Origin of the sequence: Brevibacterium sp. ZH18, assembly GCF_022748595.1 — a bacterium.
Taxonomy (GTDB): domain Bacteria; phylum Actinomycetota; class Actinomycetes; order Actinomycetales; family Brevibacteriaceae; genus Brevibacterium.
On record NZ_JALDSX010000018.1, the window covers coordinates 22,121 to 39,043 of the forward strand.

The window sequence follows — 16,923 nt, forward strand, 5'->3', positions numbered from 1 at the left end:
CTCGCCGATCTGGAGCTTCGACGACGTCACGGTTGGTTCCCCGATCGGCCGGCACTGCGGGCACGGGCGAACCTCGCGATGATGAGTCCGCCGATGACCAGCAGCGCGCCGAGGCCGGCCGTCAGCAGCACCGGTCCGCCGGTCCGCGGCAGATCTCCGTCACCGTCGGACGAACCGCTCGAATCTGCCCCTGAACTGGCGCCGCCGCTCGTGGACGATCCACCATTCGGCGAGCGGTCCTTGTTGCCGGGCTCGTCGGAGCCTGCGTCGGATGACTTGGTGTCGGCCGAACCGCTGGTAGAAGCTCCAGTGTCCGCACCGTTCGCATCGTCACTGCCGTCGTCCGATGCAGCCGAGGTGCCATCATCTGAGCTTGCCGAAGCCCCGTCGTCGTTCGAACCGTCAGACGATGCATTGGTTCCGTCGTCATCGGCGCTGGCGTCCTCATCGCCCTCGTCATCGCCCGGGGCCGGAGGTGGTTCGTCTCCGGCGACCTCGACCGTGGTCTTCGCGGTCTTACCGTTGACGGTCACCTCGACGACCGCGGTGCCGGGGTTCTCGGCCGTGATCTCGCCGGTGGCCGGGTTGATGCGGACGACATCGGACGCCGCCTCGGGGGCGGACGTTCCTTCGGTCTGGGCGTGCACCTTCACGCCGGTGGCCTTCTGCATATCCACCTCGGCGCCGGTATCGACGACGACCCCGTCACCGCCCCACTGTGCCGTGGCCGGCCAGCCCACGGGAACGGTGCGCTCGCCCTGGGTGAACTCGGCAGCGATATCGGCCGACTGTCCTGCCACCATCGATGAGGGTGCGTCAACGGAGATGGAGTCCACGTGCGGCTTCGTCTCCGCGGCCATCCAACCGACACGGTCGGAGGTGCTCGGGTTCTTCCCGACCTCGCCCACGCCGGGATCGATGCCGAGCATCGTCCAGCCGGTGAATCCGCCGGTGGCTGGCGTACCTGCCGGGTTCTTCCCGGAGTTGCCGTTGATGAGGTACGAGACTCCTTCGACCGCGGACCCGTGGAAGGCACCCACATGCCCATTGATCACAGCGGCAGATTTTCCGCTGCTCTCACGGAACTCGCCGAGCTTCTTCTCCAGCTCTTTGGCCTCGCGCCGGTCAGCGAGCTGGCTCGACTTCGACGGCAGCGGATCCTGCGGGGGATGGTGGAAGAACACGGTGATGCCGGTGAGATGATCACTCTCATCCACCTCGGCGAGGGCATCCTCAAGTGCACGAAGCTGCTCGCTGTCGCTGCCGTGCAGGGACCCGGCCGAGGAATTCAACGTGAGCACCTTCGTGCGTCCGACGGTTCTCGCCGTCGTCGGTGACCCGAACAAGGATTCGAAGTTCTCGATCTCGCCGCCCATGATCTCGTGGTTTCCGGGGACGTAGACGTAGGGAATGTCCTCGGTCCACTCCTCCTTGATGATCGACTCTGCGAGTTCGAAGTCGGCAGGCGAGGCCTCGTCGACGAAATCGCCGTTGATGACGAGTAGATCCGGATCGGCCTTGCGGATCTCACGCAGGGTCCGCCGCGCGCCCTCGACCGATTCTGAGTCGGGATTCGTGGCGACGAACTGGGCATCGCTCATCACGGCCACCTGCTGGGGTCGGCCCGCGACGGAGCCGGTGCTCAGCAGGGCCGGATCGTGGATGGCCTGAGTCTTCGGGTCATCGGTCTGCGGCGTGGAGACCGCACGCAGGTCGGCGATCGAGATGTCGCCCGTGTACTTCTCCGCCGATCGGGTCTCCATCATGCGGATCCGCTCGAGGGTCAGTGGCTGTGAGAGACCGGCGGGCACGGTGAAGCGCACCTTCTGCCAGCCGTCGAAGGTGAGATGGTCCCCGTCGATGTTCGTTGTCGTCCCGTCAGCCGACTTGACCTGGAGTCGGGGCCAGGCCCCTGTTCCGTCGCCACGGATCATCATCTCGAAGGCAAGGGTGTTGCCCTCGATCGGCACCGGTTCCTTCGGGACGAGGTAGTAGCCTCTGGTCGCCGAGGAGGTGGTGAAGTCATAGGAGAGGTCGATGCTCGGCTTGCCGTCGTCGGTGGGCTCTCCCTGTGTGAACGAGCCCGTCGCGCGATCCGAGACATCGGTGAACGCGGAGAGGTCGGAGAAGTCGAGCACTTCAGTCGATTCCGTGCCGACGGTCACCGGGATCGTTGTCTTCGCCTTGCCCACGGTGAGTGTGACCGATCCTGTGGGGGATTCGCCCGCCGCATTGACGACGAGACCGCCCGTTCCGTCGTCTTCGACCTGGAGTCCATCGCTGGCCTCGACGTCGATGTCCGATGGTTCGATGAGCGCGCGCCGGCCCTCGGAGTCGAAGCCCTCGACACGTACCTTTTCGCTCGCGCCCGTCTTCTCGAGGTTGATCGCGCGGGTGCTCGGCTGCAGGCCGATCGCCTCGCCCAGCACGCGCAGATCCTGTCGCGCCGTGTGTCCGTCGACTTGGTAGGAGACTCTGCCGGTCCCGGTCGAGTCGCCGGTGACGCGGGCGGTCTCCTCATCCGAGTCCGCGACCGAGACGCCTCCGTCGGCGGAGAAGGTGCCCGAGGCGGCGATCGGTTCGAGGTTCGCTCCCAGAGCCGTGCCCTCGACGCTGCGGTGGAGTCCCTTGAACACGGACTCTTCACCCTCGATGACGGGTTCGATCTGAGCGTCGGTGATGGTCTGTGCCGGCGCATCGGAGTAGAAGACAAGGGCATTGCCGACCGAACGCTCGTCACCGTCGGAGGGCTCGTTCTGCAGTGCAGGCCCATCTGACCCGGCCTCACGTGCCAGCATCGCAGTCGATCCGCCGCCGTCGAGGTTGACGGCGTTGTAGGCGCCGATATCGGAGAAGAACTCGCCCATGTCTTCCAGGCTCATTCCGCCCGATGATTCGCTGCGACCGTCGATGGTGGTCACGAACAGTTCGGAACCGTCCTTGCTGATGCCCACGGCTGTGCGCGGATGAGCGGTGGTCGCCAGGCTGTCCTTACCCATGTCGGGGACTTCGCCGTCCTTGAGGAACTGGTGGCTTCCCGCGATGCCCAGGTCGATGTCCTCGTTGGGGCCGATTTCGATCTCCGCCTCGTCGCCGACCTCGAGTTCGGCCAGTGCCTTCGCACCGGCGTCGCGTCCGAGGAGGACCTGCCCGTTCTCGGGCACATCCGGATCCCCAGCCTCGTCGATCATTCCGGAGGATTCGGTGACGGTGCCGTCGACGACGGTGACCCGGGCGATCTCCTTCGCCATGGCATCGGGTCCACCGACGGGCCGGTTGAGCGAGTAGTCGCCCCATGCTTCGTTGTAGACGCCGATAGCATCCTTCGACAGGTTCGGGTTGTTCAGTCCGACGAGCTTCGTCTCTTCGCCGTCACTGGTCAGAGTGCCCGCGGCCGAGAGCATCTTCACGGCCGCCTTCTGATCGGTGAGAGTGAGCGCGGGCTTGGCTTCCTGTGCGCCGATGCGCATTCCGTCCCGGCTCACCGAGGTGTAGATGGGAGCGTAGGAGTGGTTGATGTCGAAGAATGTTCCGTTGACCGCGGCAACGGCCTTCGACCCATTCGGGCCGCCCTTCATGATCTCGCTCGTCGTGGCGTGTCCGGCGACTGTGCCGGTGTCGCGGACGTCGAGGGAGAGCGAGTCGGTGGTGAGGTCGGCGGTGAGCACATTCCCGTTGTTCCAGCCGCCGTCTTCGAGACGCGAGAAGTTGGTCAACTCCAGCCCGGGTGCGACCCGTTTCGTCTGTGAGGACCGGAGGGCCGATCCGTCCTTCCCCAGGTCCTCATCGCTGGGCGGTGCGGCATTCGCCGGCGCCGAGGTGGCGAAAGGTCCGCCCGCACCCATCGTTCCCGGACCCATCGTTCCCGGGGCGACGAGAGCGGCGACCACGGCGAGAACGAAAATGAAGGACCTGGTGAACGCGGTACGACTTGATGGACGCAGAGTGCTTGAAGGCATGGAGACTTTCCGGAAAGACGGGTGGGAGACCCGGCTAGCTTAGGGCGACCGTGACAACGCCTGAGTAGATCCTGAGCGAACCCTGAGTGAACTCGGCGATAAGAGTGAAGGCGGAAACAGTGCCGAGTTCTCTGTCAACCGACCTTGTCGTCTGTCACCACTGCGAGATGCCGATGCTGCCACGTCATATGAGGTGTGAACCCCGCAGCACCCTCGACATCGGCGAGCAGGAACGGATCGTCGGTCTCTTCGCCGATGCGTGTCAGCTCGGGTGGAGTCGATCGCTGCAGCAGATGAACGGAAGGTAGGATCGGACACGATTGGAGTCTCCACTGGGTGGTCGTTCAATCACTTCCGAAGATGGGGGTGACCGTGAACTCCCTCATTGACACGCTTCTTGTCTGCTGCTCGGTCATCACGGTGCATTCCGAAGATCCCGACGAACCGTCAACTCCGTAGAAATCGCTGAATCGCCATTCGCGAATTTTCGTACTTCAGTAGGGAAGAGAAATGAAAGAATTCCGACGACAACTCAAATTATCGACAACTGCCGTATCCCAGGGGCGACGCTTTGTTGGCTCCGGTCCAAGGCCGATCGTGGATGCGATCTATACGTCGGTGAATTTCGATCTTGACGACGATGACTATCGTGACATCCAAGAAACCGGCGGAGAGAGGTCTTGGTACTACAGCCGAAACCGAAACCCGACTGTCGACTCGGTCGAAGAGAAGATCGCTGCCCTCGAAGGGGCTGAGAGTGCGGTCTTGTTCTCCTCCGGCATGGCTGCAATCACCACGACATTGTTGTCATTGGTCCCGCCAGGGGGAACCCTGGTTGCTGCCAAAGAACTCTATGGAGAGACATCGGAATTCCTGCGTCAGCAGTTTTCCGACTTCGGGCGCACAGTCCGCTTTGTGGCCGTGGATGACTTGGCCGAATGGAAACGCGAGCTCGCTGACTCTCCTTCCCTCATCTTTGTCGAATCCCTGTCGAATCCGATGCTGCGCCTGGCCAACTTCACCGCGCTGGCCTCACTCGCCCACGATGTGGGAGTGAAGGCTGTCGTAGACGCCACCTTCACTCCACCGCCGATGCTCAAGCCCTTGGAGCATGGCTTCGACGTTGTCCTGCATTCGGCGACCAAATACCTCAACGGGCACTCGGATCTTACTGCGGGTGTGGCCTCCGGGGAAAAGGAAACGATCGACGTTGTTCGTCAGACTTCGGTGGTTTTGGGAAGCACTCTTCTTCCACAGGGCGCCGCTTTGCTTGACCGTGGTTTGAAGACCCTGGTCATCAGAACCGAGCGAGCATGCTTGAATGCCAGAATCATCGCCGATCATCTCGAATCCAAATCCGGAGTGGAGGCTGTTACACACCCCACGATCAGCACTTATGCCGATAGGGGCCTCGCTGATGAGCTGGGACTGAAGGGCGCAGCCATCGTCACCTTCCGTGTCAGGGGCGGCGACGAGCGTGCGGCACAGCTGGTTGCCAACCTCAGCGTCATTCACGAAGCTTCGAGCTTGGGGAGTGTCGAATCGCTTGCATGCCTGCCAAGTCGGACCTCACATTCCGCTGTGTCGGAAGGACAACGTGAGCAACTCGGAATTCTTCCCGGCACCATCCGACTGTCCGTGGGAATCGAAGACTCGTCCGACCTCCTAGAAGATCTGGACGCGGCACTTCAGATCACGTCGTGAAGCACTGACCGTGTTTCGCAGCATCGGCCATGAGTGGGCGTGGTGCGACTCCTGATCTGAAGGGTAGGATCCTCAGCTGGCGCGGTAGGATTCTTCGTGGAGGCGTCCGAGTCCTGGTGGGCTCCCCGGTCTTCAAAACCGGTGAGACCGAGTATCTCGGTCTGGCGGGTTCGATTCCCGTCCGCCTCCGCCACCAGCATCGTCGACGTCGCGGCGCCTGAGCATTCGGAGATCGCGTCCGCAGCAGGGTCCGGCGGCAGTGAAGGAGAGGGCAGCCATGGCCGATGTCGACCCACGTCGGAACATCCCCCGCACCGATCGTCTCCTCGCTCTTCCCGAGGTCATCGCCGCAGGTGAACGGCTGAGTTCATCGACGATCACCGCGATCATCTCGGAGGCTCAGACGGCTGCGCGCTCGGGTGCGATCCCCGCCGCCGAGGTGGCCCCCACCGTCATCCGCAACGTGACCAACCATTCGGCCTCCTCCCTGACCCCAGTCATCAACGCGACGGGAATCATCGTCCACACGAACCTCGGTCGCGCACCGCTGTCGGGCGCGGCTCGGCAGGCGATCGTCGACGCGGCAGGCTATGTCGACGTCGAGATGGATCTGGATACCGGCAAGCGCAGCAGGCGGGGGACCGGCGCCAAAGAGGCACTGCTGCGTGCCTGCCCCGCCGCCGAGGATGTCCTCGTCGTCAACAACGGCGCCGCCGCTCTTCTTCTTGCGGTGACCGCGCTGCGAGGCAGTCCGGCTGACAGCGGTGAAACGAGTGTAACCACCGGCAGCGGCGGCGGCAGTTCAACGGCCCCCGGCGAGATCATCGTCAGTCGCGGCGAACTCATCGAGATCGGTGCAGGATTCCGCCTGCCCGACCTCATGGCCACGACCGGGTCTCGGATACGTGAAGTCGGGATGACGAATCGCACTCACCTCGCTGACTACGCCCAGGCGATCAGCGACCAGACTGCGAGCCTGCTCAAGGTGCATACGAGCAACTTCCGTGTTGAGGGCTTCACTGCCGCCGTCGAGATCTCGCAGCTGCGTGAACTCGCCGATCAGCACGATCTTCCCCTCGTCGCCGACCTCGGCAGCGGACTCTTCGAGCCGGATCCCTACCTGCCCGACGAACCGGATATCGATGGTGCGCTCGCCGCCGGAGCCGATGTGGTCATCGTCAGCGGCGACAAACTGCTCGGCGGACCACAGGCAGGTCTCATCTTCGGCCGCCGCGAGGCCGTCGAGGCGATCGCCAAGCATCCGCTGGCACGAGCGATGCGCACCGACAAGCTCACGCTCGCCGCAATCGAAGCTACCGTGACGCACACCGGAAACCCGGTCCACGACGCCCTGCACATTGACCTCGATCGACTGAGGGAACGCACCGAACGTCTGGCCGATCTCGTCTCCGGAACCGTTGTCGCCCACGACGGAAGAGTCGGCGGGGGAGGAGCCCCGGGAGTTCCGCTTCCCGGCTGGGCCGTCGAACTGCCCGAGGGGCTCGCCCGTCCCCTGCGCCTCGGTGAGACGGCCATCGTCGGCCGCGTTCACCAGGGGCAATGCCTCATCGACCTGCGCTGCGTTCCCGAAGCCGATGACGATCGAATCGTCGAGGCGGTGAACCGGGCCCGCGAGAATTCGCAAAACCACCTCGGCGACAATCGAGTGGGCGACAATCGAGTTGGTGGCAATCGAGTGGGTGGCAATCGAGTGGGCGTCGACGATGATCCGGACATCACGAACCATGCCTGAGATGTACGTCGTCGCCACCGCCGGCCATGTCGATCACGGGAAGTCCACCCTGGTCAACGCGCTGACAGGGATGGAGCCGGACCGCTGGGCGGAGGAGAAGAAGCGGGGTCTGACGATCGACCTGGGCTTCGCCTGGACGACCCTGCCCTCCGGGCGCGAACTCGCCTTCGTCGACGTCCCCGGGCATGAGAGATTCCTGGCGAACATGCTCGCTGGCGTCGGACCGGCCCCTATCGTGTGCCTCGTCGTCGCTGCAGACAAGGGCTGGCAGGCCCAGTCGAGTGACCACCGTGACGCGATCACCGCCTTCGGCATCACCCGCGGTCTCGTGGTCATCACTCGCGCGGACATCGCCCCAGATCAGGTTTCCGCGACAGAAGCCCAGGTCAGAGCCGAACTGCAAGGCACACCCCTGGCCGATGCTCCGGTGCTCACAGTCTCGGCAGCCAGCGGGGACGGCATCGACGCGCTCATCGCAACGTTGGACCAGGTCACCGCCGAAGCTCCCACTCCCGATGGCGAGGCCCGACTGCGACTCTGGGTCGACCGCGCCTTCACGATCAAAGGTGCCGGCACCGTCGTCACCGGCACGCTCACGGCCGGAACTCTGCGCACCGGTGATCGTCTGCGCCTCATCGGGGAGACCACGGACGAGGCGACTGCCGTCCGCGGCCTGCAGAGCCGGAACTCCGCCGCCGAGGTGGTCGTCCCCAGCGCCCGTGTCGCCGTGAATCTGCGCGATGTCGCAGCCGATGACATCCACCGCGGCGACGCCCTGATCACGCCCGATGCCTGGCCCATTGTCGGATCCGTCGATGTGCGCCGGACGATGGGCGAGAGCCTCGACGAGGGTATTCACGGACTGATGCTTCACATCGGCACTGCGGCGGTCCCCGTCCACATGCGTCCCTTCGATGCTGATCACGCACGCCTCACGCTCGAGCGCCCGCTGCCATTGCAGGTCACCGACCGGATCGTCCTGCGCAGTCCCGGCAGCCGCAACGTCTTCGCCGGAGTCGTCGTCCTCGACGTCGATCCGCCAGAACTGAGCCGCCGAGGTGCCGGCACCCGTCGCGGTCGTGAGTTAGCTGGCCGTCCGGAGACGGGCGACATCCTCGCCGAGGTGGCCCGCCGTGGAGCCGTCGAACGCGCACAGCTGCTCCGGTTCGGGCTCACCGTCCCCGAAGCCCTGCCCGCTTCGCTGGCGCTCGAAGTCGAGGAGTTGGCCGGCGGCGCTGCGGATGTGACCCGCGGATGGCTCGTCCACCGGCCGACCCTCGAAACGTGGGTCGAACGGGCGCGGAAGACCGTCGAGAGGAAACTGTCAGCGGAGCCGATGGCCGCGGGAGTGTCGGAAAAGGCGCTGGCTGAAGACCTGCAGCGTTCCCAACCGCCGTTGCCGGCGGCCGCGCAGGCGAAGGCTGGCGGAAGTCGCGGAGGCGAAACACGCCTAGCGGAGTCGGCAGATGTGCGGATGCTCGTCTCTGAGATCATCACTCGCGCCGGCCTCGAAACGGTCAAGGGCATGGTCCGACCGCCTGGGCATTCCGCGGATCTGGGTCCTGCTGAGGCGGGTGTCGCCGAGGTGGAGCGACGCTTGGCGGCCAACCCCTTCGCCGCACCCGAGGCTGATGACCTGCGAGAACTCCGCTTGGGGGTGCGGGAGCTTGCTGTCGCCGAGTCTGCTGGACGGCTCCTGCGCCTCGGCGATGGTGTGGTCGTGTCACCACGTACTCCCGCACAGGCGATGCGACTGCTTGCGGGACTGGAGCAGCCGTTCACGACGAGTGCGGCCAGGCAGGCTCTGGGCACCACGCGTCGCGTCGTCATTCCGCTTCTCGAATACCTCGACGGTCGCGGGTGGACCCGCCGAATCGACAACACCTCCCGCGAAGTGGTGAGGTAGGGCAGAACATACTGCCCGACCACAGAACAGACAGCCCGACCGCAGAATCGAACGGAACCCGCGAGATCGGCGGCCTGAAAGGCGACTGGCCCGCTCCTGGGAGTGACGTGATGGGCGGACCGAGACCCGGGTCACGGGCGGGCGCGGGCGGCGCATGGTGCCGCAGAGCATTCATCGAATACTCAGCAGAAACTCACGAAATCCTTCCGGTTCGTTACGGCGAGACAGAGCTACCTATGCGGTTCTCGGCATTGAACCGTCTGCCTGTCTCCGACAGAGTTGAATGAGGCGATTGCCGGAACACCCCTGTGCCGAAAGGCGAAAGCAGGAGACAAGTGTGTGCCGAATCTGGCCAGGACAACGTCCGGGCTGCTCGCCAGATCCAACAGGAAAGTGAGAACACATGAAAAGCGTGCGCAATTTTGCGGTGACCTCACTGTCCGCTGCCGTCATCGCAGGGGGTCTCTCCCTGGCCGCGGCGACCTCGGCCCAGGCTGATCCGATCTCAGGGTCCGCCGGCCATCCGAGCGAGCACAGCTCGAACGCCGCTCAGGCGACGGGCATCAACGGTCCGGGCGACCTCAGCTCCGAGCAGATCCACAATGCTCGCACCATCATCGGCGTCGGCAAGGGCGCGGACCTGTCGAAGAAGGCCCAGAAGATCGCCGTGATGACCGCACTGCAGGAGTCGAGCCTGAAGAATCTCGACGGTGGGGACCGGGACTCAGCCGGCGCATTCCAGCAGCGTCCCTCGATGAGCTGGGGATCGCTCAAGCAGGTGGAGGATCCCGTCTTCTCCGCGAAGTCATTCTATGGAGTCAATCCCGACAGCCCCAACCCGGGACTCACTCAGATCGACAACTGGGAGAGCATTGACCCTGGTCAGGCCGCACAGAAAGTGCAGGCTTCGGCCTACCCCGACGCATACGCGAAGTGGGAATCTCTGGCAGGGGAGCTCGTCGACGACAACCAGGACGTCCACAACATCGATTGAGATCCGGATTCGGGCCACTTCCTGACTGCTTTTCCCGTCCGCTTTCCGACCACCCATCTTCGAGATAGTGGGATGTGAGTGAGAGCACAGGCTGACCTGTGGAATTGAAGACGCAGAAGCCCTCACCATGCCCATGGTCTACGACAACAGGAGAGTCCGAATTGATGAACCTCAAACGAGCACTTACAGCGACTGCGCTGTCCGCTGCGGTCATGGTCGGAAGCGTCTCGATGGCAACTGCGGCCTCAGCCGAATCGAACTCCCCAGCGGCAGAAGCCACACCATTTACCAGTAAGGCGCTCAAGGGCGGCAAGGTCCCCAGCACCCAGGACACCACGCAGCTGAACCAGACGCAGATCGGCAATGCTCGCACCATCATTGCCGTCGGCAAGGGTGCTGATCTGTCGAAGAAAGCGCAGAAGATCGCCGTCATGACCGCACTGCAGGAGTCGAGCCTGCTCAACCTCGACGGCGGCGACAGCGATTCCGCCGGCCTGTTCCAGCAGCGTCCCTCCATGGGATGGGGTTCGCTGGCGCAGGTGACAGATCCGGTCTACGCATCAAAGGCCTTCTACGGGGTCAACTCCCTGTGCCCAAATCCAGGCCTCCTCCAGATCACGGGTTGGGACACGATGGACCCGGGCGCAGCCGCTCAGGCCGTTCAGCGTTCGGCCTATCCGGACGCGTACAACAAATGGGAGACCCTGGCGGCTCAGCTCGTCGCCGATAACCAGGACGTCGACGCGATCGACTGAGCCAATCTCAGACTCTGAATCGGCTGATGCGCGCCCTGACGCAGCAGCTTCTGCGGCACTGCAGAAGCTATCCCAACGCACCGGCGGCGAGTCGGCGGACCACCTCGGTGAGGTGATGCAGACCGGAGACGAGGTCCTCGTCCTTCGTGAATTCCTGCAGGCTGTGGGAGACCCCGCCGACGCTGGGAACGAAGAGCATCACGGTGGGCACCGTGTCCTTCATGTTCGTCGAATCGTGGCCGGCCACGGTCATCACCCGCGCCGAGGTGAGCCCCAAGTCGTCCGCGACAGTGCGGGCCAGCTCGACCCCGTCCTCGGAGTACGGGTTCTGGTCCCAGCTGTGTTCGGCGACGATCTCGATGTCGACCCCGACCTCCTCGCTGACCCGGGCGACCGTGGACATGAGGGACTGATGGGCGGCGGCGATCACCTCGGCGCTGGGGGAGCGCAGGTCGAGGAGGAGCCCGACTTCGCTGGCGACGACGACGGGAGAGTTCGGGTAGACGTTGAGCTCACCGCATGCGGTGTGCAGGGCTCCGGCGTCGAATTCGTCGACGAGCTCACGCGCGGCCACAACGAGGCGGGCGGCACCCAGGAGGGCGTCGCGCCGATCGCTCATCAGCGTCGAACCGCTGTGCGCCTGCTCGCCGGTGACCCGGAACTCGAACTTATGAGCAGCCCACGTGGCGTTGACCAGGCCGATCGTGACCCCGTCCTCCTCCATGCTGCGGCCCTGCTGGACATGGATTTCGGCATAGGCGGCGATATCTGGTGCGGTGAAGTCACCGCGCTCGCCGATCGCATCGAGCGCCTCGGCGACGGTGATGCCGTGCGGATCGGTCGTATCCAGTGCCGCCTCGAGCTCGGCCTTGCCGGTGAAGACATTGCTGCCCATCATGGAGGGCTTGAAACGCGATCCCTCTTCGTTGAACCAATTGATGACGGCAAGGTTGTACTTCGCCTTCGACGGGTCTGCGCGCAGCTCATCGGCGACGGCGAAGCAGGCATGAGCCGAGGACATGACACCGTAGGCACCGTCGAAGCGTCCGGCCGTCGGCTGCGAATCCATGTGCGAACCGGTCAGCACATATGGTGCGCCGGGGACGAGTTCGAGCAGACCGAACTGATTGCCGATCGCATCGCGGTGAACGCTGAACCCGTGCTTCTCGAGGAGCTCTGCGAACCATTTGCGCTGCTCGCCGTCGGCCGCGCTCGCCGCCTGCCGATCCACGCCGTTGGTGCCGTCGACGGCACCGAAGCGGGAGTGAACCGACCAATCGGCGAGGAACTCATCGTCCCGGTCTGCCTGCGTTGTCGCTGGTGAGGATGCTGGAGTCTGCGTCATTAGTCGTCCTTCGTCAAAGTTCGGGGAATCGTCAGGCCGAGATCTCATCGGCGGCCGGGGGCATGACCTCGGAGTCGATGAGGATGTGGATGAGCGTCGGGCCGTCTGCGGCCAGGGCACGGTCGAGGGCGGGCTCGAAATCCTCGGTCTTCTCGACCCGTTCCCCGTGCCCACCGAACGAGGACATCCATACTGCGAAGTCGGGATTGACCATTCGCGTGCCCGAGGGTCTGCCCGGGTAGTGACTGACCTGGTGCTGGACGATCGTGCCGTACACGCCGTTGTCGACGACGATGACCAGCGGGCTGGCTCCGTGTGCGAAGGCCGTCGCCAGTTCCTGTCCGTTCATGAGGAAATCGCCGTCCCCGCACACCGCGACCGCGCGACGCTCGGGGAACGCCAGCGATGCAGCAACTGCCCCGGGAACCGCGAGTCCCATCGCGCCGTTGCGCGCACCGACGAGGCTCGCGGGCTCACAGTGCCGGATGAAACGGTGACCCCAGATCGTGGCGTTGCCTGCCCCGTACGTGAGGATCGCATCCCCGCCGAGGCGGTCGTCGAGGATCCCGAACGCCACCCCGAGATCGACTCCGGTGCGGGGAATCGCTCCGGCCACCTCGGCGTCGGGACGATGTGCGGAGAACTGGGACTGCGCATCCGCACGGGAGCTCATCCAGGCGTCATCACGGCTGCCGCGAAGCGTGGCGTCGGTGAACGCGTTCAGTGCAGTGACGAAGCTGCGTGGGGAGGCTAGAATGTGCTGGTCGATGTGACCGGCATGCTGGGTGGCTTCGGGGTCGAGGCCGACGACGATGGTCTCGGCGTCGAAGCCGCGCGTATAGCCGTCACTGGCCACATCGGATCGGGTGGCGCCGACGAAGATCAGGAGGTCCGCCTCGGCGAATCCGGCGGCGATCACATCCGCCCGGCCATACCCCAACCATCCGGCCCAGGCGGGGCTCGAGTGGGGGAGCGCATCGTAGGCACGCCAGTCGGCGAAGATCGCAATCCCCGCCGAGGCGGCCAGCTCGGCCAGGGTTTCCCCGTGCCCTTCGTGCCATCCGTCACCGCCGAGGACGAACGCCGGTTTCTGCGCCGTCGAGATCCGCGCGGTCAGCGACTCGAGATCGATGGCCGAAGGCTGAGGTTCGGCGATCGGAGCGGGTGTCGGTGCTGGTGAGTCGGTCACCCGGACGAGAACATCCTCGGGCAGGCCGACGACGACGGGACCCGGGCGACCGGACGCGGCGATCCGCAGCGCCTCGGCCGTCAGGTCGCCGGCGCGATGTTCGTCATCGATGATGATGACCTTCTTCGCGGTCGAGGAGAACCACTCGGGGAGGCTGAACTCCTGGAAAGATTCCCGCGCCCGATCGGCGATCGGAACGAGGCCGACGAAGAGGACCAGAGCAGTGGCATCCTGGTAGGCCGTGTGGACCGAGATCATTGCGTTCGCGGCACCCGGTCCACGCGTGACCATGGCGATTCCGGGGCGCCCTGTCAGCCGTGATTCGGACAGGGCCATGAATCCGGCACCGCCCTCCTGACGGCACACAATCGTCTCGATGGGAGAGTCATAGAGCCCGTCGAGGACGTCGAGATAGCTCTCGCCGGGAACGGCGTAGACACGCTCGATTCCGGCGTTCTCTAGGGTGTTGACGATGAGGTGACCGGCCGAGCGGGACATGTGCGTGGTCCTTTCGAAGGTGGAGCAGTGCTCAGTGCTTGAAGCCGGGCAGGTCGACGCTCAGGCGCGGTGCGATGGCTCCGGCGACGGCCGTGAACAGGGACAGGAAGACCAGCATCGCCGCGGCCGGCCACCAATGATTGGCCGCCGAGGCGACGAGCCCGGTGGCGAGCAACGGAATGAATCCGGAGAGCATGCCGGCGACGTTCTGTGCCAGGGCGACACCGGTGTAGCGGGTGCTGGCCGGGAACAGGCCCGTCATCACGGTGCCCGAGGCGGCATAGGGCAGCGACAGTGTGCCGACCGCCAGAGTCATGGCGAGGACGACGAGGACCGGGTTCCCGGACGCGAACATGAAGAAGGCAGGAACAGCGACCACCGCCGAGGCGATTCCACCCCACAGGATGACCTTGCTGGCCCCGTATTTCGTTCCAAGCGCTCCGCCCCAGATGAGGCAGAAGATCTCGACGGCGGCGGCGACCATGCTGCCCAGCAGCAGAAGCGAATCGTCGTAGCCGAGGACGTTGACGCCGTACCAGACGCAGAACGCGGTGACGAGGTAGAAGCCGCCGACGCCGAGGAGGGCTGCGGCCATGCCGACGATGATCTGCTTCCAGCTGTCGCGGAAGGTGGTGCGCACGGGGCTCTTCTCGAGCTCGCCGGATTCCTCGAGCTGGCGGAAGACCGGAGACTCTTCAAGGCGACTGCGGATGTAGACGGCGACGAGGAGGAGCGGGATGGCGGCGAGGAACGGGATGCGCCAGCCCCAGGCGCTGAAGCTGTCCGCGGACAGGACCAGGGTCATGATGAAGAAGCCGCCGGAGGAGAGGATCGTGCCGATGGGCGAGCCGATCTGCGGGATCGCGGCGTAGCGTGCGCGCAGGTGCAGAGGGGCGTTCTCGACGACGAGCGTCATGGCGCCTGACCATTCGCCACCGACGAACAGGCCCTGCAGGATGCGCAGGAGCACGAGCAGTACCGGTGCTGCGAAGCCGATCGCGGCGTAGGTCGGGAGCATGCCGATGAGGCCTGTGACGATGCCGATACCGACGATGGTGACCATGAGGACCCTGCGCCGCCCGACCTTGTCGCCGATGCGGCCGAAGATGAGTCCGCCGATGGGGCGGGCAGCGAGTCCGACGCCGAAGGTCGCAAAGGACGCCAATGCCGCGGCAGTGGCGTTTTCGCTGGTGAAGTACTGAACGTTGAAGACCAGTGCCGCAGCCGCGCTGAAGAGGAAGAAGTCGTACCACTCGAGCGCGGTGCCCAGGAGGGCTCCGAGCGCGACTTTGTTGGCATCCTTGATGCTGAGTTCGTGCGTTGCGGAATATTCCGCCGCAGCTGTGGGGTCGTTCTGGCTCATGTATCTCTCCATCGAGTGCAAGACTGGGTCGTGAGTGTATTCTGCCGACGATCGGTCATCAGCTGTTGGCCGGGCAAACAGCCGGTAGCTTAGAACACTACAGAGTGAGATCGCACGATTTCGAGTAATTTTTGCCCCGGATTCGCGGTCTTTTATTGTGCATCTGCACAGTGCTCTGCGCCTAGTCTAGAACCATGGCGCCAACACACGAGAGACAGCTCAGGGATCAGCCGCTGCCGGAGGACCGCCGGCGTTGGAACGCACTCCTCGACGCCCTCGATCTCGGGAAGCTCACTGAGCGATTCTTGGCCCGAGTCGTTACAGTCCCCGGTTACGATCCCGCTCCGATTCCTGTCTCGGAAATAAAGCGGACCGGACTCATCTCCTTCCGGTCACTCGTCGAAGGGCTGCGCGCCGGTGGTTTCGATGGTCCAGTCGCAGTGTCCACGGAGGTAGGGGTCTCCCGCGCCCGCGCCGGGATTCCGCTGGAGGCGCTGATGACAGCGATCCGGCACGACTTCAATGTTCTGTGGGAGGCGCTGACCAGGGTCGCGACGCAGGAGGACGCGGAACTCGTCATCCGGCACACCGGAATCGTTCTCTCCACGGTCGACGAATACGTCTCCCAGGTTCAGCAGGCCTATACAGCGGAGCTGCAGCGGATGCGGGAGGAGGAGTACTCCCTCCGGCAGGGCCTCATCGCGGGACTGTTCGACGATCACAACCCGACGGACGAACGCCTGGCCACGATCGCCTCGACGTTGGGACTCGATCCGGAGGGTCCGCTGCTCGTCGTGGCGGCCCGTGGTCAGGACACTTCGGCCCTGCGGGTTCTCGTCTCGGATTACGAACGGGCAGGCGGGACCATGTTCACGCACCACCTCGGCGACGTTCTCATTGCCTTTGCTCGCTCGTCTGAGCTCTCGGGTTCGCGCTTGGAGGCGATCGAACGTCGCCTCGCCGAGGCACGAGTGGGCTTGGTCAATGCGCCCGGGATCGGGTTCCTGCGCAGGTCAGCGCTGACCGCACGGGATCTGGCGCAGCTGCTTACGCCCGCTGAAACGGGGGCGATGACCTGGGAACGCGGGTGGGCCCGCTTGGCAGCTCAGGCACTCAACGCCGCCGGAAATTCCATCGTCACCGACGTCGAACGGGCGCTCGCCGTCTGTGGCGCGGCCGAACGTGAGCGCCTCGTCGAGGCAGTGCACACCTACCTGCGCTCGGGCAGCATCGCGACGAGTGCTGCCGAGCTGTTCTGCCACCGCAATACCGTAGCCAACCGCCTGCGCCGATTCGCTGACCTGACCGGGGTGGACCCGATGATCCCCGCCGAGGCGGCCCGGCTCGTTGTCGGGTGGGCGTGAACTCCGGTGTGCGTGAACGTGGTCGACTCAGACCCGAGGTTGCACGATCGGTGTCAGCACCACCTCGGTGAGGGCAGTACCTCAGTCCCGGTA

General features: G+C 64.7%; 10 protein-coding genes and 1 tRNA gene. 7 read left to right on the plus strand and 4 right to left on the minus strand.

Translation table 11 applies throughout. The features are described from left to right. Positions 1-26 precede the first annotated feature (26 nt). Positions 27-3,959, minus strand: coding sequence for a phosphodiester glycosidase family protein (locus MPN20_RS08700; RefSeq protein ID WP_242781230.1), 3,933 nt, complete (start codon positions 3,957-3,959; stop codon positions 27-29). Positions 3,960-4,469: 510 nt separating this feature from the next. On the opposite strand from MPN20_RS08700, the gene MPN20_RS08705 reads away from it, so the two are divergent. From MPN20_RS08705 to MPN20_RS08730, 6 genes are all read left to right on the plus strand, one after another. After that, complete coding sequence (locus tag MPN20_RS08705; RefSeq protein ID WP_242781232.1) at positions 4,470-5,663, plus strand: PLP-dependent transferase; 1,194 nt, start codon at positions 4,470-4,472, stop codon at positions 5,661-5,663. A gap of 98 nt (positions 5,664-5,761) precedes the next feature. Further along, positions 5,762-5,856 (plus strand) — tRNA-Sec (locus MPN20_RS08710). An 84-nt stretch (positions 5,857-5,940) separates the two neighbouring features. Beyond that, on the plus strand, positions 5,941-7,416 hold the full coding sequence (selA, locus tag MPN20_RS08715; RefSeq protein WP_242781234.1) for an L-seryl-tRNA(Sec) selenium transferase: 1,476 nt from the start codon (positions 5,941-5,943) through the stop codon (positions 7,414-7,416). Position 7,417: 1 nt separating this feature from the next. Continuing rightward, on the plus strand, positions 7,418-9,322 hold the full coding sequence (gene selB / locus MPN20_RS08720) for a selenocysteine-specific translation elongation factor (RefSeq protein ID WP_242781263.1): 1,905 nt from the start codon (positions 7,418-7,420) through the stop codon (positions 9,320-9,322). 403 nt (positions 9,323-9,725) lie between these two features. After that, positions 9,726-10,316 (plus strand): hypothetical protein, encoded by a 591-nt coding sequence (locus tag MPN20_RS08725; protein ID WP_242781235.1) that lies wholly within the window; start codon positions 9,726-9,728, stop codon positions 10,314-10,316. A gap of 164 nt (positions 10,317-10,480) precedes the next feature. Then, positions 10,481-11,071, plus strand: a complete 591-nt coding sequence (locus MPN20_RS08730; protein ID WP_242781236.1) for a hypothetical protein — start codon at positions 10,481-10,483, stop codon at positions 11,069-11,071. A 67-nt stretch (positions 11,072-11,138) separates the two neighbouring features. Here the strand turns inward: MPN20_RS08730 and MPN20_RS08735 are convergent, their stop codons facing one another. Genes MPN20_RS08735 through MPN20_RS08745 form a run of 3 tightly spaced genes read right to left on the minus strand, consistent with a single transcriptional unit; the run spans position 11,139 to position 15,466 of the window. Next, the gene (locus MPN20_RS08735) at positions 11,139-12,416 is read right to left on the minus strand and encodes a M20 family metallo-hydrolase (RefSeq protein WP_242781237.1); all 1,278 of its coding nucleotides are present in this window, start codon (positions 12,414-12,416) and stop codon (positions 11,139-11,141) included. A gap of 31 nt (positions 12,417-12,447) precedes the next feature. Then, on the minus strand, positions 12,448-14,103 hold the full coding sequence (locus MPN20_RS08740; RefSeq protein ID WP_242781238.1) for a thiamine pyrophosphate-dependent enzyme: 1,656 nt from the start codon (positions 14,101-14,103) through the stop codon (positions 12,448-12,450). Between the two features lie 31 nt (positions 14,104-14,134). Continuing rightward, complete coding sequence (locus tag MPN20_RS08745; protein WP_242781239.1) at positions 14,135-15,466, minus strand: MFS transporter; 1,332 nt, start codon at positions 15,464-15,466, stop codon at positions 14,135-14,137. Positions 15,467-15,660: 194 nt separating this feature from the next. Between MPN20_RS08745 and MPN20_RS08750 the strand changes: the two genes are divergently transcribed. Beyond that, a complete protein-coding gene (locus MPN20_RS08750) occupies positions 15,661-16,830 on the plus strand; it encodes a helix-turn-helix domain-containing protein (protein WP_242781240.1) in 1,170 nt (389 codons plus the stop codon). The last annotated feature ends 93 nt before the right edge of the window (positions 16,831-16,923 follow it).